Genomic DNA, 24,842 nt, shown 5'->3' on the forward strand with positions numbered 1-24,842 from the left:
GAGGCCTTCGTTCTGCCCAGTAGAAGCTTTGTGTTGAGAGCGTTGCCATCATTGCGATATCATTGAGGTATCCAAACACTGAAGAATTAACTAGGAAGTTAGATGTACACACTATTAATAACAGGATTGTTTTCCTTGCTGCTTTTGGTATTCCACATAGTGGGAATTCGACTGAAAGGGAAGATCTCTCGAAAAATATGGAAATCTGGAGATTACATTTGGCTGTTCATGGCCATTTTTGCACTTATTGGGGGAGGTTACGAGTTACGAAAAGCAATATCGGATGATGTTATACAATCTACAAACGTTGCTTTGATAGATACTCTCAAGGAAAGAGAGCTCACTGCCCAATTAGCAACCGATGAACTCATAAACTTTGTCAACCAAAAAGACCTTTCCAAATACGATCACTCGAGGCTAGATCAAATAGCCAAGAAAAGCGTAGTGCTCGATAAGAACCTCACAGAAAATTTCAAGCTGCAATCTGAAGCGGAGCAAAGTCTTAGTAAGAGTTTGTTTGAAAGGGCCATGGTGTATCTGTACCCCTTCGTGCTTGCTTTTGCATTAGCTCTGCGATTCACCCTAGCGTCCGCAGATATTTTTGACTGGTACGCAAAGCCATCATCGTCAAATCAAACTAGTAATGAACCAGACCCTTTTACCGCGTTGAGCGTCTCTACCGATGATATCCCGTCAGAAGGTACACGTCCTGTAAGCGATAAAGAGTATTATTCTGCGCAGACGGTCAACGAATCTCAAGTGACACCCGATAGTGTTAAGTCATAGGCCGGGCTAGAACGTTTATTTGGAAAAACCTTTGATCACAAAGCAGGTTGCACGCGAATGAGCACCGCCAGCTTCAAGCTGCTCGGTGCGAGCGGAGGCATGCTACGCCGTTGAGTGGAATATCGGCTGCGGGTAGTTCTTTAGGCCGCCCACTGACCAGTGGCGGCTGCCTCTCACGCATGGTCGCTTAAGGTCGATTTCTGGCTGTCGCAACCGTCAGCTTTGGGTCGAAAGCAGCCGCTTTTGGCCGATTTCTGGCTGTCGTGAAGGGCTGCATCCGACTCATAGCTGTGATTAAACCGAGGTAACGAAGCGGGTTTCGAGGCCTACACTTACTGGCAGTAGCGCATTAATCAATACTACGGCATCGTCGCCCTGGTTAAGATAGATCAATGAGTCACCGGTCTCGAACGCAACTCTGAATCCGGCGGGCAAAGGCTTTTGCCCTTTGAAAGAGTCAAGAATTCCCTCAACTGCGCAATTTTTTTGTGTTCTCAAGGTGGGTTGCTGATAGACCTGCAAGCAGATTTTCCGTTTTCCAGGAGCATGTCACGTTCGGCTCTATCTCGAAGGAAATCGGCGTATCAGAAGGCAACAAGTCCGCGCCTACTCTTGCTCCATCACTCAAGAGATACATGGATAGAAGTTCTCGCTCGCCAAAATGCCACTCTAGAGAACCTATGTCTCCCAGTTCCTTCTCGTAGTTGAAATAGTACTGGTCGTGCAGCAGCGCACCCAGCCGCTTTCCCAAAAGCGAACGTGCGTTTTGCAGGTCTAGGACAGCTCTTGTAGGGGATGGGGAGTGTCGGCTAGACATCGGGCACCTTTATACAGGTCAAAAGAGAAGCAGATACTACACAAGCGGACGCGGAAAAAGCGGAAAAAGGGGACAGCGGAAAAAGGGAAAAAGGGGACTGATTTATTTCTACTTTCTGGATGACTTGTTACTGGATTGCCGGAATGCAGTGCGTGGAATAAAGCGTTGATCCCTTTGATAAAGCCTGTCGCGGTATTGGGCATGTATGTCGATGGGCGCTCGATTTAACTAGTTGCTTCTGGCCGGTTGTGGTTGTTCGTGAGCGGCTGCTTTCGGCCAAGAGCTGCCTTTGAGTTCCTGCATTTAAAGCAATGTCAGATATGAAAATGGCTATTTGACATCTGTCGAACTACGCTAGGTTGTGCTAAATCATCAAGGCAAACAAGGAAGGTGCCTATGGGGCTTTCACCAGTACCAGCTCAAATCCTCTTTCTCATAGCGGTTGTGAGTCTCGCGGGCTGCACATGGTCGCCAGCCAAACAGAGTTGGCCGACTCCCCCTGAGGCTATCGTGAAGTACCCCCCGCCGGTTCTTGCGCCTGACCCGGCAAAATATCAGATGATTTCAATCGCCACTGAGCATGCCAATGGACTGCGAAGCCTAATCGTCAACCAGTCCATCGATCGGCAAAATCGTGACTGGGCGACAAGTGACTTCACCTCTATAGGTGTCGTTGGGGCTGTGGCTGGTGCGCTAGCTGGCCAAACAGGGCTTTTGAACACCGGTGCCGGGATGTCGGTTCTAGGTGTCTCTACTCGTGAGCGTTACCAATACACCAATCAGCAGGCCGCGTACGCCGGTGCTCAGAATGCACTGGACTGCATGCTTACGACTATTCAGTCCACAAACGATACATACGTTGCCTGGGCGGGTTCTCAAACGGGTAGCCAAGTTACGGCCGAGGCGGCTCATGCGTTGCCTGGGATCATCGTTGCGGCGACGACCAAAGTCAGGCTAAGCCTCATTACAAGGCTCGGTGCTATCTCCAGTGAGCCGATCAAAGCGTCAGAGCTGGGCGATGCCTACCGAGCTCAAAAGGCAGCGCAGGATCGAAAGAAAGAGGCATCTCAAGAGCTGAAGGATCAAGCGGATGCTGATCGCGTGGTTTTAGATCGGCTCGCTGATCCATCCAAGAAGGCCAATATCCTGACTACAGATACCAGCGATAAGCTGAGAATTGACACAGAGAATGCTCTGGTACCACTCGTACTTCGAGATATCGTTGGGGTGGATATTGTCGGTATGGAGGCAAAAATTACGGAGTGCACTGCAGGGTATTAAATGCCAACCAGTTCAACCGGTTTCGGAAAAGGACTTTTACGACGATGCTTCGACTGTTCTTCCTCGGATTGATCACATTGCTCATCCGCGGTTTTTCAGGTTTGTGTATGCGCCGCTGCGCGGTGGCCTTGGTCATTCGGGCCGGTCCGCTCATGTGTGTTCCGAAAGAGAATTGCCCCGCGCTGGAGGCTACCTTCGGCGTATCGGTGTTCCCATTTCGTTTTGGTAGGATGTGAGTCCTGACTATCGATGCTCAAACAGCCGCTACCGTGGCCGCCAGCAGCATGCTGAGATGGAACTAGCGAAGTTTCCCACCTCTGCTATACCAATCTTCAGGAGGCCCTTCTCCAGTCGTGTGGGACCATACGCAGCAGTGTATAAACTTAGGGGCAAACTATGGCTCTTTCACGACGTGACATTCTTATCGCAAGCAGTGTTGCCCTTTTCATTCCCAGATTTGGTTTTGCAACAGTTCCTGACTGGACTGCTCTATCCCAGGAAGACACTGAACCTCCCGTTATTCCAGAGAGTTTGACTGCATTCAAAGATCAACCTTCGCTCAATCAGGGTGTTCTTACTGGTTACGTGCCTTTTGGTACGCAGGCTGCGACGAGCGATGAAGAAGCGCTTGCAAAAAAAGTGTTGGAGGCTGCCCCCAGAAACTGCACCGCTATCGAGGTGGCATTGTATTTCCACGATGTCGGACAGGGAAAATATGGTGATGAGCGTAAGCCATACATTACAGCGTGGCCGGTGCGTTGGAACCCTGTGATCGTAGAGTTCTTCAAAGCGACCAAGCTACAGCCCAGTGGCGATACCACCGCGTGGTGCGCGGCGTTCGTGAATTATTGCCTGATGACAGCCGCAGATGGAAAAACCTTACCCGCGGGCTCGAGTCCTCGGACGAAGAGTGCGGCTGCTTTGTCATTCAGAAACTGGGGCAAAGAGACCAAGAATCCAAAGCCGGGCGATATCGTCGTGTTCAAAAACGTTAAATCACCTGGCAATGGCCATGTTGGTTTCTTTTTGGCAGATCAAGGTGAGAAAGTTCTTGTGCTCGGCGGCAATCAATTTGAGGGCACGCCCTCTCGGCATACGATAAACCGTAAGTCGTTGCTGAAGGATGGGAAAGTACTGAAGCTCCACTCCTACCGAACGGAAGAACAGCTTCATGTATAACAAGCTTATTCCTGCCATCTTGGCGCTGACCATGCTGCCTGTGCATGCAGATCCCTACAGTGATTCCTGGCCATCTATCGTCTTGCTCCATGTTCACGGTATTTTGAAAGAACCTCTTCCAGGCACCGATACCGTAGATTTCAACGAACGGGGTACAGGGTTTTTGGTGTCTCCCAACGGGTTAGTTTTAACCGCAGGACACATCATCCCGAACAAAGAAATGTTCGACGAAGATGGTGTCCAAGTCGAAGGCTACTTCCCTGAGAGAGATGATGACGCACTGGCTGCTGTCGATCCACCAGTGCGGCTCCAAGTCATTAAAGCGACCCAATCCCCCTATGACGTTGCCTTGTTGCAAATTGCTGACCTACAAGTAGTGAAACCGTTTTTGCGATTATGCGATGGCTACAAAAAAGAGGGGCGACCTGAGTTTCTTGTATTGGGGTACCCGGGCGGAGATCGGCAACTCACGGTTATCGGCGGTCCTTTGTCGTCGGGGGCGGGTGCTTCAAGCAACCTCATAGTCCAGATACCGATCAACCCCGGTAACAGCGGTGCCCCCCTGTTCAATGAACTAGGAATGGTGTTCGGTATAGCGATCGGAGAACGAACAGTCGCCGGCCAACGGATGCAGCTATCAGGGTTAGCTGTCCCTATGGCGAAAGCGATCACAACATTGGGGGATGAAGCCAGGCAATTAATGGGACTCAGTTACGACCCAGACTGTCAGAAACCCCTCAATCCAAAAATCTCAACGGCATTGAACGACAAAATTCTGATCGAGCGACCAAGTGGCGGAGTTCTCTTAGGGACCGCGCCGCGGACCGTGGGCCGTGGCTACGTTAAAAGCAAGGTTCCAGATGGCTACCGTGTCATTCATACGGGTGACGTTGACTTCGGCGGTCAGCAGGTCAACGGGAGCGTGCAGGTGTCCAATAGCGGGCGATTTATCACTATCGGCGGTGAGGATATAGGTATAGGTTCACGTACAGTGAATGCCCGCTTGCCGGTAGTTCTCGAACAAGTGGTTAAGAAAGAAATTACGATTCGCTCCCAGAATCGGATATTCCCGTTCTCAAGAACCCTGGATGATCATGGTTTCATAGTAACCACCAAAGAGTTCAACGATAAGATTTCCGCTCCTGAGGGTTTCCGCTTTGAAAAAGTGACGAAGGTGGAGTATCAGAGCCTGAATCACTCCCCGTCGAATGGGTTGAAAGTAAGCGTGGCCGCCGACGGCGCAGCACTGATGCTCAACTACACCCTTCAAAGCGGACCAGCACTTGACCAATGGCGCGGCTGGGTCGATGCGCTCATCACTGCCTCAGTAGTCCGTAAATGATATACAACGTACATTAGCGCAGCCGGCATTCGTTCATACCAACAGAGCGTTGGATGCGACTTCGCGATCTGGCACTCCGCGTGAACGAAGACCATCCAGATTTCATTTCACGGTCACTGATATCGAAAGACGCGCGACTGAATTGGCGTTATACGTACGTGCAGCCTATGAGCAAGCGCAGCACTGATCAGGACAAGGAAAAGGCGTTGTATCAACACGAGCCCGCATTGCGAGCTTTTTAGTTGCAGCTGCAGGTACCGATTGGGGAGTTGGAGATGTTGTCGGATTCCAGCGACCCGGTTCGGCTTGCATCATGCAGATGCTGCGGTGACGGATGCGCTCCCCATCGCCTTGCCTACGCTCCCCTTACCACAGCGCATCGAGAAGGCTTCAGCGGTAGCTGGCAGCTTCCTTTGTTACTCTGAATAAATAATTTGCCTTTGGTTTTCGTAGTTACGGGACGACCGTTTTTGGCCGAAAGCTGCCCGCCTTGAAACCCAACAATCAGCAGCGAATCAATTCTCCAACACTTCCCTCTCAACAACCCGCCCCACAACCCACGCCCGACCATACCCAACCACCCTCCCCGCCAACCCCAGCGGAAAATGAATCACCCCATGCGCCGTTTCCGGCAGCAGATGCACCTCCACCTCCGCCGCCCTACCCCAACGCTCCGCCAACTCAAGCGTGTCATCCCTGAGCGGATCCAGCTCCGCCGCAAACATCAATGCCGGCGGAAACCCGCTGAAGTCGCCGTACAACGGAGACAACGGCGGCTGCCGACGTTCTTCATCGCTCAATCCCGGGGTGAGCATTTGCAGCGCTTCAACCATCCCCGGCCCATCCAGCAGCAAGGTCTCGGGCCCGGCGTTGCGTACGCTGGGGGTTCCGGTCAGGTCGTAGACGCCGTAGTACAGCAGCGCCCCGCTCACCCGTTCGAGCATGTCCGGCCACTGTTTGAGTTGCAGCAGGGTTGCGGCGGCGAGGTGGCCGCCGGCGGATTCGCCCACGACAATGACGGGCAGGTTCGCAAACTCGTGGCAGTCATCGCTCAGCAGCCAGCGGGCCGCCGTGAGGCAGTCTTGCATGACGCCTTCGATCGGGGTCGAGACCACAAGCCGATAATCGACCGAGACCACGGCCACGTCGCAGGCTTTCACCATGCCGATGTTGAGGTGGTCGTTCATCTGCGCGTTGCCGATGACCCAGCCGCCGCCATGAAAATCCAGCACCACGCCTTTGGGTTTTGTCTTGGGTCGGATGATCCGCACCGGCACTGATGCGCCGTCGACGCCCACCACTTTGCGTTCGGCCTCGAGCCCGTGCTTGCGCAACTGTCTCGCGCCGCCCAGTTGGCTGAGGCGCAGCAGCAACTGAATCACTCGCGGCGTGATGCGATTGCGGATGCGAAAGCGCGGCAGCCGGGCGAGTTTCTTGTTGAACGCGCGTAGTTGCGCCAGCTCGTTTTCGTCGGCGGGCCAGTCCATTGATGTCTTCATTTCGTCCTTTTTATTCGCGGTTGTTACGCAGGATGGAGAAATTCAACGCCGCCGCGACGCACAGCCATGCCAGGTAAGGGAACAGGATCAATCCGGTAATCACGTCCAGGCGCAAGGCCAACACCACCATCGCGGCGACCACCAGCCACAGCAGCGTGATGATCAGCATGCCGGCGAAGATACGGTGGGCGCCGAAGAATACCGGTGTCCACAAGGTGTTCAATGCAATTTGCGCCGCCCACAAGGCGAGTACGGTTTCGCTGCCGGGTGTCAGGGTCAGGCGATAACCGACCCACGCAAGCAACAGGTAGATCGTTGTCCAGGCAACGGGAAACACCCAGTTGGGCGGTGTGAAGCGCGGTTTGACCAGCGATTGGTACCATGGGCCCGGCTGGAAAATCATCCCGGTGCTCGCTGCCGCACCGCAGGCCAACAGGAAAATTAGAAAGGTCATCGTCTGTCCTTGGCTGATATCAGCGCGTTGGGTCTGTTCCTGCTTGGATGCCCGGAGCCATGCAAAAAGTTCATCGGGCGTTATCTCGCCTCGTTGATAGGAATAGGCAATGCTCAAAGACAAACCGACATAGGTGGGCGTTTCTTCGATGGATACCATGAGCTGAACCCCATTCACCGGAGCCCGTCATGTCCACCACCAAAACCCTGTTCATTACCGGCGTCAGCAGCGGCTTCGGCCATGCGCTTGCCAGGGAAGCACTCGCTGCCGGCCATCGCGTCATTGGCACCGTACGTAAGGAAGCCGACTTGCACGCCTTTCAAGCGCTCTCCGTGGATAACGCTTACGGGGTGATGCTGGATGTCACGGACTTCGACCGGATCGATGGCGTCATTGCCGAAGTTGAAGCGACTCATTGCCCGGTCGATGTGTTGATCAACAACGCCGGTTACGGTCACGAAGGCATTTTCGAAGAGTCGCCGCTGGAAGACATGCGCCGTCAGTTCGACGTGAACGTGTTCGGTGCGGTCGCTGTGATCAAGGCATTCCTGCCGTTCTTTCGCAAGCGCCGTGCCGGCCACATCATCAATATCACCTCGATGGGCGGCACGATCACGATGCCGGGGATCGCGTACTACTGCGGCAGCAAGTTTGCGCTCGAAGGCATCTCCGATACGCTGAGCAAGGAGCTGGCGCCCTTCAATATTTTCGTGACCGCCGTCGCGCCGGGTTCATTTCGTACCGACTGGGCCGGTCGCTCGATGCAGCGCACGCCGCGCAGCATTGCCGACTACGACGCCAGTTTCGATCCGGTGCGCAAGGCGCGCGAAGACAAGAGCGGCAAGCAGCTCGGCGATCCGCAAAAAGCGGCTCAAGCGATGTTGCAGATCATCGCCAGCCCGACACCACCGGCACACGTGCTCCTGGGCAGTGACGCGTTGCGCCTGGTGCGTGAAAAGCTTGAACACGCCGCCAGCGAGATCGACCAGTGGGAAACGTTGACTCGCTCCACCGACCATTGAGCGGCCAATAGAGAGAACGCAATGAAGCAGGCCGACGCAGGCACCTCGCGCATGGTGCAGCTCATGGAAACCCTCGCACCGGTCGAGGGTTATAACCTCAGTGCGCTTGAAGGCGTGCGTTTCCTGCGCTCGAACCGGCCACTGACCCGCACACCGGTGCTGTACGACCCGGGCATCGTGATCCTCTGTCAGGGCCAGAAACGTGGTTATCTGGGCGATGACGTCTACGTTTACGACGCCCAGCATTATCTTGTGGTGTCCGTGCCCATCCCCTTCACCATGGAAACCGATGCCACGGAGGCCGAGCCGATGCTCGCGATCTACATGCACCTCGACTTCCAGCTGGCCAGCGAGTTGATGCAGCAAGTGGATGACCTGCACGGCCCGAGCGATGCGCAACCCAAGGGCATGTACGCTTCGCCGATGGACGACAAGCTCCGCACTTCGACGTTGCGTTTTCTCGAAGCGATGAGCATTCCGGGGGACGCGCAGATACTGGGGCCATCGCTGCTGCGGGAAATCTACTACCGCATTCTGACCGGCGAACAAGGCGGATCGATGCGTGCCGCGCTCAATCGACAGGGGCATTTCGGCAAGGTGACTCGAGCGATCCGCAAAATTCACAGCTGCTATCAGGAGCGCCTCGACGTCGAGCAACTCGCCCACGAAGCGAGCATGAGCGTGCCGAATTTTCACCTGCACTTTCGCGGCGTGACGGACACCTCGCCCATGCAGTATCTGAAGTCGACACGTCTGCATCAGGCGCGGCTGTTGATGCTGCGCAATGCCATGACCGCTTCGGCAGCGGCGTTCAACGTGGGTTATGAAAGCGCCTCGCAATTCAGTCGCGAGTTCAAACGCTTCTTTGGCAGAACACCGCAGGCGGAGATCGAGTGGATGAAGGCGACGTACGCGTTGCCTGCGCCGACTACACCCTCGGAGTATGTTTCGTCGCATTAACTGGCGGGGAGGTTTTCCACGCTTGCCAGCAATTGAAGAAAACGCGCCTTGAGTCCATCGTCTGCCAGCCTTGCGCTGGCGTATTCCCGCAAGCGTTCCAGCTCCCCGCTCGCGACCGCAAAGCCCTGCTGACCTTTCAGTTGTTGCGCGTAGTCAACCAGCACGGCGGACGTTGCGTTGCACAGTTCAAGCGATGCCAGCCAGGCCTCGCCTTGGGACTGACCGTGAGCCAACTCCACTTGCAACGCATCGATTGCCATGGCGATGGTTCTGAGTCGCACCAGCAGTTCCTGCATGCGCAAGACCAACACTTCCTGATGACTCTCGGCGACTTGCCAACCGGGCTCCAGCGCCACGCGGGCCACCATCGCCTGGCAATCGGCCAACTCACTCCACACCCGCAAATCACGGGGCGCGTCGTCAGCTGTTCGTCTGGTTTTCAGCGAATCTGCAAGCCGGCCAACCAGCGTCGCCAATCGCTGGCGCAGCGTTTCACCTTCTGCCTCGGGCCATAGAAAGGCGTGAATCAACAGGGAAATCCCGACACCCAACAGCACACCGATGATGCGATCGCGAATCTCAGTGAGATTGGTGCTGGGCGCGAACTCCTCCAGCAATGCCAACGCAAAGGTGAACACGATCTGCACACCGGCATAGCTGATTCGTTCGGAGCCGGCGGCGATCCAGGAACCCAGCGCGATCACCGGCAACGACATGAACAGCAGACCGACGATCCCGTCGATGTGCGGAACCACCAGAATCACCATCGCCAATGCCAAAGCGCTGCCCACCAGCGCACCACCGACACGTAACGTCGCGCGCATCCCGGTGGCGCCGAGGCTGGGCTGAGCGACGATCAGGCAGGTCAGCATGATGGTGTGGATGCCTTGCCAGTCCGTGCCCATGTAGAACAGGTAACACAGCGACGCAGCCACCAGCGTCTTGACGGCGAACTGCGTGTACACCGGGTTTTCAAAGGCATCCGGCACCCACATCGGCGGCCCCTTCGGCTTGGTTTCCGGGGTGCTGTCAGCCGCCTGCACATTGAGAAAAGACAGCAACTCCAGGCGCATTTCCTCGTACACGCCAGGCAGACCGGTCGTATCGATCTGATCAAGTGCGGACAATCCTTCAGGCACTTGACCCGTCTCCAGAGAGGCCTCCAGATCAAGCACGGCCTGACGCAACAACTCGGTGGCCCGGGCATTGGCTGTTGGCGGTGGCAATTGAGCCGCCAGCGTCAACAGCCGGGAAATACTGCTGATGCGTGCCAGATGCGCGGCCTGCTGACTTCGATAATCGGCGTCGCGCATGCAGGCGAATCGCAACAGTTGCTGCGAAGCCAGCACGCTGCGCTGAATTGTGGCGGCACCCAGCACCGCCCCGCTCTGCTCGCCGCTCAGACACCGGGCAACCGTGAGCAACTGGGAGCGCAGATGATTCTGCAATTGCCTGACAGGCTCCGCCGGCAACAGCAACGTGTTGACCAACAGCGTCAGGCCGATGGCGTAACTGACTGCCACCCATACCCAGAGCACCAGACGCAAAACGGCCTCGGCCTGATCGGTCAGGTCGACGAAGGTCTGGGCATAGATCACGACAATGCCGACCACGAAAAACACCACGCCGATCCGCGTGACCCGAATCAGATACGCACTGCAGAAAAACAGCACGCTCGCCCCCAGAATTCTCAGAAGCGGGTATCCGTAGGTGAACTTCAGAAGCAGGATGGTCAAGCCGATGGCCAGTGTCGCGCCGACCAGAAACAGCATCCCGACCATGCGGGTCAGCACCACGTTGGTCTGCGTCACGTAGAAGACCACGATCAGCGAAAGCGCCAGCAACGGCACCTGCAGAGTCATCGAAATGATGATCACCAGCGCACTGCCCAGCAGTGTGCGCAGCAACAGGTTCATACGACCGGGATAGGGCTGAAGTTCATCGAACAGAAACCGGTACAGGCGCTCCAGACCACCCCTGTTCCAGTCTTCCGCCGAGCGACTCATTGGCCGGCCTTGGCCGGCTCGTCAGGACGCAACACCGCTACGGCAGAAGCGCCGATGCGAAACAGTTCCGGGTCAGGATCCTGCACGGAGATCTTCACCGGAAAACGTTGCGAAACCCGGACCCAGTTGATGGTGCGCTGGACGCGCGGCAGGCCTTCGATGACGGTCCCGCCGTCATCCGGCAGCACACCGAAACTGAGCGAATCGACCCGCCCCTGAAAGCGCTTGCCGGTGTCTCCCAACAGATAAAGGGTGGCGGACGTGCCGGCCTTGATGCCTTTCAGATCGGTCTCGCGAAAGTTCGCCACCACGTACCAGTGGCGCGTATCGATCAACGTGAAGATCGGTTTGTAGGCCGAGGCGAACTGGCCGACGGTGGTGCGCAAGGAGGCGATTCGCCCGTCGAAAGGTGCGCGCACTTCGGTGAATTCCAGACTCAGTTCGGCCAGGGAAATCTGCGCCTCGACCTCGGCCCGCTGCGCCACCAGCGCATCCACGCCACTGACGGCAGCCCCGGCCCGTTGCGCCTGCAATCGGGAGGCATTGAGTTCAGCGGCCGTCGAACGCTGGGCCGTTCGCGCCTGATCCACCGCTTCCACGGACACGTAGCCCTTGGCGAGCAACTTCTCCAGACGCTGAAGGGTGTCGTTGGACTGCGTGGCCTGCGCCCTCGCCCGCTCGACCGACGCCACAGCCGATGCGGCCTCGTATTGCTGGGCGTTCACACTGCGTTGGGTCAAGCCGATTTGATGATTGAGGGTCACCAGCCGCGCCCGGGCCTGATCCAGCGCGTCCTGATACGGGCGTGCGTCAATGCGGATCAACAGATCGCCCTGCTTGACCAACTGATTGTCGCGCACCGGCATCTCGACGATCCGGCCGTTCACTTCCGGAACGACATCGATGGTATCGGCGTACACGTAGGCATCATCGGTACTGGGCCGGGTTTCGGTTTGCCAGAGCACGTAACCCAGCAGCAGAACAGCCGCCAGAACGATCAGCAGCGCCGGCAAACGGCTTGAATGCGGTTTTGCGTCGGGTTTATTCATGGCGGGCATTCATCCGTGGAAGACGACGAGCCACAACAGCATCGCCAGGAGTCCGGTCAGCGCCGGATAACTCAGTGCCAGAGGAGAAATGCGTTCGCGCAGCGAATATCTGCCCAATATCACGTGGATCGTCGTGGTCGCCAGAACGCCGCCGACAATGCAGAACAGCCAGTCGGGAAAAGCCGCACCAAACAGTACAAGCGAGGGGGACGTGGAGCATCCACTGAGCAGGAGAACGACAGGTATCAGTGCCAGCCTGACGGGATCGGATGAAGGCATGTCTACCTCCGCAAGTGACGACTGACGCAAACCGGAACCTCTGGGCAAGGAATTGACCTGCGCACCTTACCGATCCGACCACGGCCCCGATATTGGAAAAAAACATAACTTCGTTGTGACAGTAAACAACCGCAAAACCGGGCTGAAAGTGCTGTTGAACTGGCCTGGTGAACGTAAGAGTATAGAGCGCGCACAGACACTCGCCGGCGAGTGAAACCGACACTTCCAGGCGCAAAAAGGTGAACGCAATGACGCCCATTCCCACCCTCAGCGCTCGACTTGCAACGATCACCCGAGAGTTTGCGAACACCCCTTCCCTGCTCACCGCAAAGATCAACAGTCAGCTGAACGGGATGGCGGGCTACAAGGACCTCACGCCCGAAGCCCGCAGGGATCTGGAAAGCTCCCTGAGCTACACCGCACGCCTGTGGTGCGAAACACTGCTGACCGGCGAAGGCTTGTCGCAGGACACGCGCCGTACGCTGAAGGAGATCGGTTACCGGCGCGTCCATCAGGGCGTGCCCCTGCAATCGTTGATGCGCGGCTTCAGCCTGGGCGTTCGCGAGATCTGGAGCGGCTATCTGGAACTTGCCAGAGACGACGATGCATTAAGCAAGGAATTGTTGTTGCAGATCTCCGGCTACATGTTCGACTTCTTCGACGACATTGCCGAAGAAGTGGTCCAGGCGTATCTGGAAGAACAGATTCAGAAAGTTCGCTGGAGGGAACATCTGCACCAGCGGCTTTATCACTTCCTGCTGCACTCGCCGCACGATACCGAGGGCTTCGAAGACACCCTGTCGGCGCTCGGCCTGGACGCCAGCACGCCCCGGGTGGCACTTGCACTGGAACTGCCCTTGCGCCCTGTCCAGCCGTTGCAGCGCGAGGACGAATTCGACCGTATGACCCTGCAGGTTGCCCGGCATCTGAAGATTCCCGTCAAGGAACTGATCCGCGTCTGGTACCGCGACAGACTGGTGATCTGGCTGCCGGGCATCAAAGGCGAAACCCTCACGCAATGCGACCAGCGCATGAGCGACAGCGCCGCGTCACTGCCGGCGTTGCTGCCGTCGTTGCGTGGTATCGGCATCGGTCTGCTGAATCAGGGGATCGCCGGCTGGATCGGCACGGCGGAAGAAGCGATCAAAGCCATCGACCTGTTCCCTTTCGACGAGGCCGAAGCACGTGTCAGACGCTACTCCAGCGTGCTGATCGAAGACAGCGTGCGCAGCCACGACAACACCCTCAGGTACCTGATGTCGCTCATCGAGCAACTTAGCCACGAACCCGACCTGCTGCTGACACTGGAAGCGTTTTTCTCAAGCGGCCGTCACCGCGCGCAGACCGCCAAGACTCTCGGCATCCACCCGAACACCCTCAATTACCGGACCGGACGCATCGAGAATCTGCTGGGGGCGGATCTCAATGACATCAACTGGGTGAGCCGGCTCGACACGGCCCTGAAACTTCGCCGGCATTCGATCAGCAAGGGGCAGGAGCGCTGAAAGTTCAGGCGTCCAACAATCGCCTGGTGGTCGCCATCGCCGTGTCCAGCGACTGCCCGGTCCGTTGCAACTTGTTCAATAGACTGGCCCCCAGCCAAAGCTGATACAGGGTTTCCGCCAGTTGCCGGGCATCGCCGTCGGGCAGGCAATGATCGGCCTGGCCCTGCTCGATGCAAGTAGTGATGCTCGCCACCACTCGCTCGGCGCCATCGCGCAAAGTCAGGCGCATGGCTTCGGACAGATCGGCCACCTCGGCACTGAGTTTCACCACCAGACATTCGTCACCGTGCCCTTCCAGCGTGCAGCGATCCTGCCAGCCCTGCCAGTAGTCCATCAGCCGCTCGCGGGCATTCAGGTCGGGCAGCGTCAGGCGTCGTTCCATGTCGGCGAGGTAACAGACAAAGTAATCCTCGAGCAGCGCCTGGCCGTACAGCTCCTTGGATTTGAAGTAGTGATAGAACGAGCCCTTGGGCACGCCGGCGGTTTGCAGGATCTCGTTCAGGCCGACACTGGTGAAGCCCTTTTCGGCCATCATCCGGTGGCCGGTGTCGAGCAGGTGTTGGCGGGTGTCGTCGTAGGTCGGTTTCATCGGGGCGCAGATTACCAGGCAATAGACCAGTCGTTTAACTCGAAGGAACGGGAGTTTGCCACACCGGTCCATGAAAAACATGCGGATAAAAAATTACTAGACGACTGGTCTAATTGGAATCTATGCTGCGCCCCGACAAACCTTTTCGCCGGTGTCGATCGTGTGCGAATCCCTCGCACAGCCACGACACCCGACCCAACCAAGGTGCTCTATGAAAATCTTGATGGTTCTGACTTCCCACGATCAGCTCGGCAACACCGGCAAGAAAACCGGCTTCTGGCTCGAAGAATTCGCCGCGCCCTACTACGCCTTCAAAGACGCCGGCGCCGACATCACGCTGGTCTCGCCCGCCGGCGGCCAGCCACCGCTTGATCCGAAAAGCGACGAACCCGACGCCCAGACCGCCGAAACCGACCGCTTCCGCAAGGATTCGGCGGCGCAACAGGCGCTGGCGAACACCGGGCGCCTGACCGATGCCAGCGCCGAGGATTTCGATGCCGTGTTTTATCCAGGTGGCCACGGCCCGCTCTGGGATCTGGCCGAAGACAAACACTCCATCGCCCTGATCGAGGCCTTCGCCCGCAGCAACAAGCCTCATGGTTTCGTCTGCCACGCCCCGGGCGTGCTGCGGCATGTGCTCAGCGCTGACGGCAAAGCCTTGGTCAAGGATCGTGACGTCACCGGCTTCACTAATTCCGAAGAAGCGGCGGTCGGTCTGACGGATGTGGTGCCGTTCCTGGTTGAAGACGAGTTCCAGCGCCTCGGCGCCCGTTATTCCAAAGTCGCCGACTGGCAGGTGCACGTGGTGACTGACGGGAAACTGGTCACCGGCCAGAACCCGGCCAGTTCCGCCGCTGTCGCCGAGAAACTGTTGAACCTGCTCGGCTGACATTTTCAGCCGTCATCCACCCGGACGCCGTGCGCGTGTTGCACGGCGTCTTTTTTTGGCCCGGCAACTAGTCGACTGGTCTATTAAACCCCAATCAAGGCACATCCATGAATCACAGCAGTTTCTTCAAACCCGGCACTTTGGGCCGTCACACCCTGAAAAACCGCATCGTGCTGCCGCCCCTCACCCGCCAGCGCAGCACACAACCGGGCAACATCGCCAACGCGTTGATGGCCGAGTATTACCAGCAGCGCGCCGGCGCCGGTCTGCTGGTGACGGAAGGCACGCAGATCGAGCCGCGTGGCCAGGGTTATGCGTGGACGCCGGGCATTCATACCCCGGAGCAGATTGCCGGATGGCGCAAAGTCACCGAGGCTGTCCATGCGCGGGACGGCGTGATCTTCGCTCAGCTCTGGCATGTGGGGCGCGTGTCCCATACGGCTCTGCAACCCGACGGTGCCGCACCGGTTTCGGCCTCTGCGGTGGCCACCGACCGGGTCAGCGTGTTCATCGAAACCGCGCCCGGCGCTGGCGCCCTGGTGCCACCGTCCGCCCCGCGCGCACTGACCACCGATGAAGTGCAGGAACTGATTCAGCTGTACATCCAGTCCGCGCGCAATGCCATGGAAGCAGGTTTCGACGGGATCGAATTGCACTGCGCCAACGGCTATCTGGTGAACCAGTTCATCTCGGCCCACAGTAATCTGCGCACCGACCAGTACGGCGGCTCGCTGCACAATCGCCTGCGCTTTTTGCGTGAAGTGGTGGCCGGTGTTGCCGAGTGCATCGGTCGTGAAAAAGTCGGTGTGCGTTTCGCCCCGCTGTTCACCACCACCGACGAGGCGCGCACCTACCTGGGTATGGTCGAGGAAGATCCGCACACCACTTACATCGAAGCGATCAAGGTGCTGCAGGACGTGGGCATCGCTTATCTGTCCATCGCCGAAGCCGACTGGGACGATGCGCCGGCGATGCCACTCACGTTCCGTCAGGCAGTGCGCGACACCTTCAGTGGCGCGATCATTTACGCCGGGCGCTACACCGCAGAATCCGGTGCGCAGTTGCTTGATTCCGGGCTGGCGGATTTCGTGGCTTTCGGTCGTCCGTTCATGGCCAACCCGGACTTGCCGGCGCGCATCGCCAATGACTGGCCGCTGAATTCACTGAATCCGGCCACGGTCTATGGTGGCAATGCCGAAGGGTATGTGGATTACCCCGAGTACGCGTGATGACTGCCGATACTCGGTAAGGCGCGACACCCGCCCCTTCAGCACCGCTCACACTGGCTGTGCTGAAGGGATGCTGTCGCCGGGAGCTTTCCTTGCCATCCGGTTCCGCCCTGTGGTCTTCGCCTGGTACAGCGCCTGATCTGCCGTCTCGATCAGCGCTTGCACCACGGCCAGTTGCGGGCCAGCCGCCGCGGTGACGCCGATACTGACCGTCACCCGACCGAACGGGCTCGCCGGATGAGCAATGTGCTCTTGCGTCAGTCGCTCCAGAATCAGCTGCGCCACGACCGCCGCCCCCTCGCCATCGGTGTCGGGCATGATGATCGCCATCTCTTCCCCGCCATAGCGCGCCACCAGATCCGACGGTCGCCGCACGCAGGCCTCAAGCACCTTCCCCACCCGTTGCAGGCAGGCGTCGCCGGCAACATGTCCCTGGGAATCGTTGAACAGCTTGAAGTAGTCGATATCGATCATCAGCAAGGCCAGCGAAACCCCGTCCCGCTGAGCCCGGCGCGCTTCCATGGCCAGTGTTTCATCGAAACAGCGGCGATTGGCCAGGCCCGTCAGCGCATCCTTCATCGCCAGCAATTCCAGCTGCCGGTTTGATCCGAGCAACTGCTGTTGAGTGAGCCGCAACTCCCCTTCCACCTGGGTCCGCCGACGTATATCGAGAATGAGAAACCAGCCGATCACGCCAGTGAGCCCCAGCAGCGATGCGACCACCACGATGGACAGCAGCGCTTCCAATCGCCACGCCGCCAATGCTTCGCGCTTGCCGAGCGCGACCGTGGTGATCAGCGGCAGCTTTTCACTCTTGCGAAACGCGTAGAGCCGCTCCACGCCGTCGAGGCTGGACGTGAAGGACGCGGTGCCCACCGATTGGTCCACCAGGTACTTCGCATAAATGGGCGACTTGGAGAAGTTGCGCCCCATGTCCTGTTCGCGAAAGGGATATCGCACCAGCAACGTACCGTCGGTGTAGGACAGACCGATGGCACCCTCCTGCCCCACGTCGAGCTTGCCGAACAGTCGCAGGAAGTTTTCGACTCCCAGGGTGACCGCCACCACGCCGGCGAACTCACCGCGCGCGTCATTGAAGCGGCGGCTGACGGTAATCACCCACTCCTGATTCGAACGGCTACGGATGGGCGGGCCGATGAAGGGCTCGCGGGAAGGATCGTCACGGTGATGGATGAAATAGTCCCGGTCGCTGCTGTTGACCCCGGCCGGAATCGGTCGGTTGGAGGACATCAGCCAGTGGCCGCGATTATCGTAGACGGTGATGCCACTGAGCTGCGGCATCAGTGGCTGCTGACGGTTGACCAGCGCATTCAACCGTTCGATCTGCGCGGGGCCGCTGCCCTCGGTTTCCAGACGTTCGACGAGCCCGAGCAAGAGCAGCGAGCTCTGCCGGACGATGCCTTCGGAATAGGTCGCGAGCGCCTGGGTCAGGTTCAACCCGTGGACGTTCACCTCGTCCAGCGCCCGCTCCCGAGAGCCCAGCACCTTCCAGATGGTCAGCGACGCCAGGGAGCAGCCGATCACCAACAGCAACAACATCACGAGGTGGGTATCACGCTTCACATCAGTACCTTTTGGAAAGTCCGTTTTCCGTCACGGCCGTTGTCGGACCGGGGCCACAACAGCGACCGTATGTCCCGGGCCGCGCAGGATACAAGCAGTCCATCGAAGACGCAGCAACGGCGTGTCGGGCCCTCGATGAAGTGTTCGCTGATCGGTCGGTTCGATGAAAAAACCGGACCCCAAAAGACTTTTTGCCGCTAGACGATTTTCAGGGCCTTGAGAATGACCAGCGAACGCTCGGCAAATGCCTCGGCCTGCTCGGTCAGTTCGGCAATGTTTTCTTCGGCGGTGGTCAGTGCCTTGCCGTTTTTCAGCAGACCTTCACCCTGACCACCAATGATGCCCCACGCCAGCAATGCCCACTCGGCCGGACGGGTCTTGCCTTGCTTGATCGAAATCAGGAACAACTGCTGGAAGCGACTGACCGTTACGCCACCCCCGGTGACCGGGCTGGCCAGCACCTGGATCTTGTGATCGAACAGCGAGCGTCTGCACAGTTGCAGGTTGAGGGTGTTGCAGCGTGCCTGTGCCAGCTTCTCGGCCGCTTCGCTCTGGCACGGTGCCACGGCGCCCATCCCGATCAGCACGTTGAGAGCCTGCTCCACATCGCCATAGCCCAATGAAGGCGAAGCTTCCAGCAAGTGGCGCAAGGTCTTCGGTACGTAGGCATCATCGGCCAGCGCGTCCAGCACCGGGCCGTAAATATCTGCCTGCAACGTCGCGGAGCCTGCCGGGCCCGTGACGCTGCCCGCGACACTGTCCGCCAGTTGCATCAGAACGAATCGGGTACTGAGCATGCGCTCGCGGTGTTCGGAGGCGGACAACCGGTTGGCGCCACGCACGTAAAGGTCCCGACGGAAGTTCTGATTGACGAAGTAATCGCGCGCTTGCTCACGCATGACCGGATGCTCGATGCCTTCCAGAAAATCCATGCCTTCGGCGCTCAGGTTGAGCGGGTCCACTGTATCCAGAGGCACGGCAGTGGTGGCGTAGTCGAGCTTGGCCGGGGCCATGGCTTCGACCACATCGGTGAAGTACATGCAATTCCAGTCGCGGTTGAAGTATTCGTGGGCAACGTACTGACGGTTCTGGCCCTTGATGCTCTGCAGCTTCGCGTCCAGACCCGGCACCGAATTGGCGTAGTTGGGGTTGGCGGCCAGAAGCGCTTCGGAGAATTGCAGCGCGGCGTCGATCCGCTGGTCCGGGCGTGCCGAAGTCTGTGTGGCAAAACGATCATGCAGGCTGAACAACTGGCGCAACGGCGCCATGGGCGACCAGCCCGGGAAGCAGTTGTAGCTGATGTACACATGACCGCCCGGCTTCAGATGACGACGGATGAACTCGACGATCAGCTTGTGATTGTCACGGCTGACCCAGGTCCAGATGCCGTGCAGGCTGATGCTGTCGAACTGCGGCAGGTCATGGCGGGCCAGCAGCTGCTCGAAGCTGTCGTCATACAGCCGAGCATCGCTGCCCCAGTCGTTCGCCAGCCCGATGGCATGGGCGGCCTGGCCGGGATGAAAATCCGTACCGACGTAGGTGCCCGGATTACCCGCCGCATGGATATTGATCGAAACGCCCTGACCAAAACCCAGCTCGCAGTGATAACCGTCGGTGCCCTCCAGCGTGGCGAAACCACGCAACAACAAACAATAGCGCTGGAAAACCGGATTGATCTCGCGGCTATACCCGTAGGTGTAGCCTTCGTCCGTGAAATAACCTTCGTTCCAGGCATTGCTCATGCGTGACACCCTTATATATCGAAAGTGAAAGCCGATCTTATAAGGGGTAGTCAGGACGAATCACAAGCGGAAAAGCGGCGCCCCGCCGCCAGCCGTCGTCTATCAGCCAATAACCCGCGCATACACAGCCCGGTCGATGTTGCCCCCGGACAGAATCACCCCCACCCTTTTGCCCTGCATCCTGTCCCGTTCCTGCATCAATGCCGCGAGTGCCGCTGCTCCGGCACCTTCGGCGAGGTTGTGGGTGTCAGTGTAATACACGCGCATGGCTTCGGCGATTTCGTCCTCACTGACGGACACGATTCGTGCAGCGCCGGCCCCATAGACATCGAACGCTTCGGCAATCGGTTTGCGCACGGCCAGGCCATCGGCAAAGGTATTGGCGGAGGCGGTCTCGCAGATCGTTTTCGCCTCGAAGGACAGCTTGGCGGCGGCCGCTTCCGTGGACACCACGCCCACCACCTGGGTATCCAGGCCCAGCGCATCGCGGGCAGCGATCACGCCACAAATGCCCGAGCCGCATCCGATGGGAACGTAGACGGTGTGCAGATCCGGCGCCGCACTGAACAGTTCCAGCGCGTAGGTCGCTACGCCCTTGACCAGCTCGGTGTGGAAGGGTGGCACCAGATAAAGTCCATGTTCCAGCGCCAGACGCGCCGCTTCCTCGCGGGCCTCGTCGAAATCACGTCCGTACTCGACCACTTCGCCACCAAAGCCGCGCATGGCGTTGTTCTTCTCCAGCGAATTGCCCAGCGGCACCACGATCAACGCCTTTAACCCTACCGCTTGCGCGGCCAGCGCCAGGCTTTGCCCGTGATTGCCACGCGTCGCGGAGACAATGCCTTTGACGTTGGGATGTTCGCGCCGCAGCCAGTGCATGAAGGTGATGCCGCCGCGTACCTTGAACGCACCGGTCGGGGTGTGGTTTTCGTGCTTGACCCACACCGTGCAGCCCAGCCGCTCGGCCAGCAATGGCCAGCGATATTGAGCGGTGGCCGGCATCACCTGATAAACCTGACGGGCAGCCTGTTCGATTTCTTCGCGAGTGAGTGAATGCATGGGAATCTCCTTGTGCCTGGCCCCAGTCTAGGCACAGGCACATCACGTCGGCTTTCAAAAAACTGACCTGACTTTCACCTGCACTCTTCACTACTATGGCGCTCATGAGCCATCGAAACCGTCAGCAGCCAGTCGTCGTCCCGGAACCGGTCCGTCGTATCGAGGCCGGCCCATGGGCGATCGAATTGCTGCCCGGCGCCGCCTACGCCACCCGATATGTGGCGAGCCAGTCTGCGATCGGTTTCGCCTTCGACAGCCAGCGCGGCGTACACGCGATCGGCAGCGACCGGGTGCGCCCTTTCGATGCCATGCCCAATGGCCTGGCGTTTGTGCCTGCCGGCTGTGACGTGATGTCCGAATCGCCCATGGGCGGTGAATACCTGCGGGTGATCCGCACCGACGGCATCGAACTGGCTGGTGAGTACGCGTTCAACAATCGCATCGACCCACAGGCCATCCACCTCGCCTCGCGGATGCGCTGTGCCTTGTTGAATGCCTCGGTGGACGATGACTGGCAAACCTGGGCGCTCGCCCTGGCCGAGCGCACCGCAGGCAAAGACACCTTGCCGCTCCAGGGCTCGATCACCGGCAACCGGATGCGCCTGCTCGACGAGTTCATCGACGCCGGTCTCGACGGCCCGCTCGGCCTACACACCATGGCGCAACTGCTGGAACTGTCCGAAGGCTATTTCACTCGAGCCTTCAAGCAGGCGACCGGCAAAAGTCCCCACAGTTACCTGATCGACCGCCGCCTGGCCCGGGCCCGGGCACTGATGCGTGACTCGAAGGCCAGCCTGGCGGAAATCGCCCTCGCCTGCGGTTTCAATTCCCAGGCGCACATGACCAGTGCGTTCAAGCAGCGACTTGGCGTGAGTCCGGCGCAATTGCGCGCAGGATCGCGTCATAATCCGGCCATTGGCAAAAAACCAAATCAGTGGTGAATTTTTTCGTGTCCACTTGTATCTGATCAGGAAGAAGCCGTGCCATCACAGAGATGGCATCGGTCACGGCAAACCGCGCTGACTCAAGCCTCACCGGGCCTCGCGGTTTGCACAAAGACAGATCAGATGCAGAGTGAATCCCATGGAATCAAAGGAAAGCGTCAGCCCGATCGGACTGAAAGACATCACCATTGTCGACGATGCCAAGATGCGCAAAGCCATTACGGCCGCCGCGCTGGGCAACGCGATGGAGTGGTTTGACTTCGGCGTCTACGGCTTCGTCGCCTATGTGCTGGGCAAGGTCTTCTTCCCCGGCGCCGATCCCGGCGTACAGATGATCGCAGCACTGGCGACCTTCTCGGTGCCGTTCCTGATCCGGCCGCTGGGCGGACTGTTCTTCGGTGCGCTGGGTGACAAGTACGGACGGCAGAAAGTCCTCGCGGCAACCATCGTGATCATGTCGCTCAGCACCTTTGCCATCGGGTTGATCCCGTCCTATGCCTCGATCGGCATCTGGGCGCCGATCCTTCTGCTGCTGGCGAAAATGGCCCAGGGCTTTTCGGTCGGAGGCGAGTACACCGGTGCTTCGATCTTCGTCGCTGAGTACGCGCCGGATCGCAAACGCGGTTTCCTCGGCAGTTGGCTGGACTTCGGTTCCATCGCCGGTTTCGTTCTCGGTGCCGGTGTGGTGGTGCTGATTTCCGCGATCATCGGCGAAGAAAAATTCCAGGAATGGGGCTGGCGCCTGCCGTTCTTCCTCGCCCTGCCGCTGGGCATGATCGGGCTCTACCTGCGCCATGCGCTCGAAGAGACGCCGGCGTTCCAGCAGCATGTCGAAAAGCTTGAACAAGGCGACCGCGAAGGCCTGGCCGGCGGCCCGAAAGTGTCGTTCAAGGAAGTCGCGACCAAGCACTGGCGCAGCCTGATGACCTGCATCGGCGTGGTGGCTGCCACCAACGTCACCTATTACATGCTGCTCACCTACATGCCGAGCTACCTGTCGCACAACCTGCACTACAGCGAAAATCGCGGGGTGCTGATCATCATCGCAATCATGGTCGGCATGCTGTTCGTGCAGCCTGCCATCGGCTTCATCAGTGACAAGATCGGCCGTCGTCCCTTCATCATCTTCGGCAGCATCGGTCTGTTCATCCTCGCCATTCCAGCGTTCATGCTGATCAACAGCGGCAAGATCGGCCTGATCTTTTCCGGCCTGCTGATACTGGCCGTGGTGCTCAACTTCTTCATTGGGGTCATGGCGTCTACGCTGCCGGCGATGTTCCCGACTCATATCCGCTACAGCGCGCTGGCCAGTGCCTTCAACGTCTCGGTGCTGATCGCCGGTGTGACGCCGACCGTTGTGGCCTGGCTGGTGGAAAGCACGCAGAACCTGTACATGCCGGCTTATTACCTGATGGTGACCGCCGTCATCGGGCTGATCACCGGTGTGACCATGAAAGAAACCGCCAACAAACCGCTGCGCGGCGCAGCACCTGCAGCGTCCGATATCGAGGAAGCCAGGGAACTGCTGCAGGAACATCACGACAACATCGAACAGAAGATCGAAGACATCGACGCCGAAATCGCCGAGCTGGAAGCCAAACGCGAGCACCTCGTGCAGCAGCACCCGCGAATCGAATAACGATATAAAGAGTTGATGGGACAACGGGGTGGAATTCAAACGCCCTTCTGTGGTGTTCTGTTCGTCAGGAGCCGGTGGTTTTTTCTGCCGGCTCACGCCTGTTCAGCAGCTGACGATGAGGTTCGTTTCATGAGCAAAACGCCTTACGTACCACCCAAGGTCTGGAAACACAGCGCTCCGTCCGGCGGCCAGTTCGCCAACATCAATCGCCCGATTGCCGGGCCGACCCACGACAAGACCCTGCCCGTCGGCAAGCATCCGTTGCAGCTGTATTCGCTGGCCACGCCCAACGGTGTGAAGGTCACCATCCTGCTGGAAGAGTTGCTGGCGCTGGGGCATGCCGGGGCCGAATACGATGCCTGGCTGATTCGTATCGGTGAAGGCGATCAGTTTTCCAGCGGTTTTGTCGAGATCAATCCGAACTCCAAGATCCCGGCGCTGCTTGATCGCGGCGCCGAGCCGGCGATCCGGGTTTTCGAGTCGGGCTCGATCCTGCTTTACCTCGCCGAAAAATTCGGCGCCTTCCTGCCCACCGACCTCGCCGGCCGCACCGAGACCCTGAACTGGCTGTTCTGGCAAATGGGCTCGGCGCCCTACCTGGGCGGCGGTTTCGGGCATTTTTATGCCTATGCGCCGGAGAAACTCGAATACCCGATCGACCGTTTCACCATGGAGGCCAAGCGTCAGCTGGATGTGCTCGACCGGCGTCTTGCCGAGAGTCCTTACCTTGCCGGCGACAGTTACACCATCGCCGACATCGCGGTCTGGCCGTGGTACGGGCAACTGGTGCGCAATAACGTGTACGGCGCGGCCGAATTTCTTTCGGCGCACGAATACACCCATTTGCAACGCTGGGCCGAGGAGATCGCCAAACGGCCTGCGGTCATTCGTGGGCAACGCGTCAACCGTACCTGGGGCGATGAGGCGAGCCAGGTGCCGGAACGACATGAGGCTGCTGATCTCGACTGATCGCTCGCACCCGATAACA

21 protein-coding genes are annotated in these 24,842 nt (G+C 58.6%); 12 read left to right on the forward strand and 9 right to left on the reverse strand.

Features of this window, described 5'->3' with window-relative positions; genetic code table 11:
* Window positions 1–135 precede the first annotated feature (135 nt).
* The 4 genes from ACKLNA_RS07860 to ACKLNA_RS07875 all read left to right on the forward strand — a co-directional run bounded on the left by ACKLNA_RS07860 (window position 136) and on the right by ACKLNA_RS07875 (window position 5,405).
* Entirely contained in the window at window positions 136–786 is a 651-nt protein-coding gene (locus ACKLNA_RS07860) for a hypothetical protein (protein ID WP_408985509.1), read from the forward strand.
* A 1,327-nt stretch (window positions 787–2,113) separates the two neighbouring features.
* Window positions 2,114–2,884, forward strand: coding sequence for a hypothetical protein (locus tag ACKLNA_RS07865; RefSeq protein WP_408985510.1), 771 nt, complete (start codon window positions 2,114–2,116; stop codon window positions 2,882–2,884).
* A gap of 396 nt (window positions 2,885–3,280) precedes the next feature.
* A complete protein-coding gene (locus tag ACKLNA_RS07870) occupies window positions 3,281–4,063 on the forward strand; it encodes a CHAP domain-containing protein (protein ID WP_408985511.1) in 783 nt (260 codons plus the stop codon).
* On the forward strand, window positions 4,056–5,405 hold the full coding sequence (locus ACKLNA_RS07875) for a serine protease (RefSeq protein WP_408985512.1): 1,350 nt from the start codon (window positions 4,056–4,058) through the stop codon (window positions 5,403–5,405). Before ACKLNA_RS07870 ends, ACKLNA_RS07875 begins: the two co-directional genes overlap by 8 nt.
* Window positions 5,406–5,920: 515 nt before the next feature.
* Here the strand turns inward: ACKLNA_RS07875 and ACKLNA_RS07880 are convergent.
* Together ACKLNA_RS07880 and tspO are read right to left on the reverse strand one after the other, a co-directional pair.
* Complete coding sequence (locus ACKLNA_RS07880; RefSeq protein WP_408985513.1) at window positions 5,921–6,904, reverse strand: alpha/beta hydrolase; 984 nt, start codon at window positions 6,902–6,904, stop codon at window positions 5,921–5,923.
* Between the two features lie 10 nt (window positions 6,905–6,914).
* On the reverse strand, window positions 6,915–7,358 hold the full coding sequence (gene tspO, locus ACKLNA_RS07885) for a tryptophan-rich sensory protein TspO (protein WP_085708550.1): 444 nt from the start codon (window positions 7,356–7,358) through the stop codon (window positions 6,915–6,917).
* A gap of 188 nt (window positions 7,359–7,546) precedes the next feature.
* Between tspO and ACKLNA_RS07890 the strand changes: the two genes are divergently transcribed.
* Window positions 7,547–8,380: an oxidoreductase gene (locus ACKLNA_RS07890; protein WP_408985514.1), complete on the forward strand. Its 834-nt coding sequence runs from the start codon at window positions 7,547–7,549 to the stop codon at window positions 8,378–8,380.
* Between the two features lie 21 nt (window positions 8,381–8,401).
* A complete protein-coding gene (locus tag ACKLNA_RS07895; protein ID WP_408985515.1) occupies window positions 8,402–9,340 on the forward strand; it encodes an AraC family transcriptional regulator N-terminal domain-containing protein in 939 nt (312 codons plus the stop codon).
* Here ACKLNA_RS07895 and ACKLNA_RS07900 read toward each other — a convergent pair.
* From ACKLNA_RS07900 to ACKLNA_RS07910, 3 genes are read right to left on the reverse strand one after another with little or no spacing between them, the layout of a single operon-like run.
* The gene (locus tag ACKLNA_RS07900; protein WP_408985516.1) at window positions 9,337–11,346 is read right to left on the reverse strand and encodes an FUSC family protein; all 2,010 of its coding nucleotides are present in this window, start codon (window positions 11,344–11,346) and stop codon (window positions 9,337–9,339) included. The two genes, ACKLNA_RS07895 and ACKLNA_RS07900, sit on opposite strands and share 4 nt — an antisense overlap.
* Complete coding sequence (mdtN, locus tag ACKLNA_RS07905) at window positions 11,343–12,395, reverse strand: multidrug transporter subunit MdtN (protein ID WP_408985517.1); 1,053 nt, start codon at window positions 12,393–12,395, stop codon at window positions 11,343–11,345. The genes ACKLNA_RS07900 and mdtN overlap by 4 nt, the downstream gene beginning before the upstream one ends.
* Window positions 12,396–12,404: 9 nt before the next feature.
* Window positions 12,405–12,674, reverse strand: coding sequence for a YtcA family lipoprotein (locus ACKLNA_RS07910; RefSeq protein WP_408985518.1), 270 nt, complete (start codon window positions 12,672–12,674; stop codon window positions 12,405–12,407).
* A 248-nt stretch (window positions 12,675–12,922) separates the two neighbouring features.
* On the opposite strand from ACKLNA_RS07910, the gene ACKLNA_RS07915 reads away from it, so the two are divergent.
* Window positions 12,923–14,179: a PucR family transcriptional regulator gene (locus tag ACKLNA_RS07915; protein ID WP_408985519.1), complete on the forward strand. Its 1,257-nt coding sequence runs from the start codon at window positions 12,923–12,925 to the stop codon at window positions 14,177–14,179.
* Between the two features lie 4 nt (window positions 14,180–14,183).
* Here ACKLNA_RS07915 and ACKLNA_RS07920 read toward each other — a convergent pair whose 3' ends face one another.
* Window positions 14,184–14,768 carry a TetR/AcrR family transcriptional regulator gene (locus ACKLNA_RS07920; RefSeq protein ID WP_408985520.1) on the reverse strand — a complete coding sequence of 195 codons (585 nt, stop codon included), beginning with the start codon at window positions 14,766–14,768 and terminating at the stop codon, window positions 14,184–14,186.
* A gap of 211 nt (window positions 14,769–14,979) precedes the next feature.
* Between ACKLNA_RS07920 and ACKLNA_RS07925 the strand changes: the two genes are divergently transcribed.
* Window positions 14,980–15,657 carry a type 1 glutamine amidotransferase domain-containing protein gene (locus ACKLNA_RS07925; protein WP_408985521.1) on the forward strand — a complete coding sequence of 226 codons (678 nt, stop codon included), beginning with the start codon at window positions 14,980–14,982 and terminating at the stop codon, window positions 15,655–15,657.
* A gap of 107 nt (window positions 15,658–15,764) precedes the next feature.
* Window positions 15,765–16,886: an alkene reductase gene (locus tag ACKLNA_RS07930; RefSeq protein ID WP_408985522.1), complete on the forward strand. Its 1,122-nt coding sequence runs from the start codon at window positions 15,765–15,767 to the stop codon at window positions 16,884–16,886.
* Between the two features lie 48 nt (window positions 16,887–16,934).
* Here ACKLNA_RS07930 and ACKLNA_RS07935 read toward each other — a convergent pair whose 3' ends face one another.
* From ACKLNA_RS07935 to ACKLNA_RS07945, 3 genes are all read right to left on the reverse strand, one after another.
* On the reverse strand, window positions 16,935–18,470 hold the full coding sequence (locus ACKLNA_RS07935) for a diguanylate cyclase (protein WP_408985523.1): 1,536 nt from the start codon (window positions 18,468–18,470) through the stop codon (window positions 16,935–16,937).
* Between the two features lie 197 nt (window positions 18,471–18,667).
* Complete coding sequence (locus ACKLNA_RS07940; RefSeq protein ID WP_408985524.1) at window positions 18,668–20,212, reverse strand: class I SAM-dependent methyltransferase; 1,545 nt, start codon at window positions 20,210–20,212, stop codon at window positions 18,668–18,670.
* A gap of 102 nt (window positions 20,213–20,314) precedes the next feature.
* Complete coding sequence (locus ACKLNA_RS07945) at window positions 20,315–21,271, reverse strand: threonine dehydratase (RefSeq protein ID WP_408985525.1); 957 nt, start codon at window positions 21,269–21,271, stop codon at window positions 20,315–20,317.
* Window positions 21,272–21,366: 95 nt separating this feature from the next.
* Here ACKLNA_RS07945 and ACKLNA_RS07950 point away from each other — a divergent pair, with 95 nt between their 5' ends.
* The 3 genes from ACKLNA_RS07950 to yghU all read left to right on the forward strand — a co-directional run bounded on the left by ACKLNA_RS07950 (window position 21,367) and on the right by yghU (window position 24,823).
* On the forward strand, window positions 21,367–22,212 hold the full coding sequence (locus tag ACKLNA_RS07950; protein WP_408985526.1) for a helix-turn-helix transcriptional regulator: 846 nt from the start codon (window positions 21,367–21,369) through the stop codon (window positions 22,210–22,212).
* A 142-nt stretch (window positions 22,213–22,354) separates the two neighbouring features.
* Entirely contained in the window at window positions 22,355–23,854 is a 1,500-nt protein-coding gene (proP, locus tag ACKLNA_RS07955; protein WP_085708563.1) for a glycine betaine/L-proline transporter ProP, read from the forward strand.
* Between the two features lie 129 nt (window positions 23,855–23,983).
* Complete coding sequence (gene yghU / locus ACKLNA_RS07960) at window positions 23,984–24,823, forward strand: glutathione-dependent disulfide-bond oxidoreductase (protein WP_408985527.1); 840 nt, start codon at window positions 23,984–23,986, stop codon at window positions 24,821–24,823.
* Window positions 24,824–24,842: the final 19 nt, after the last annotated feature.

This window comes from Pseudomonas sp. UV AK001 (assembly GCF_046097675.1).
Classification (GTDB): domain Bacteria; phylum Pseudomonadota; class Gammaproteobacteria; order Pseudomonadales; family Pseudomonadaceae; genus Aquipseudomonas; species Aquipseudomonas kribbensis.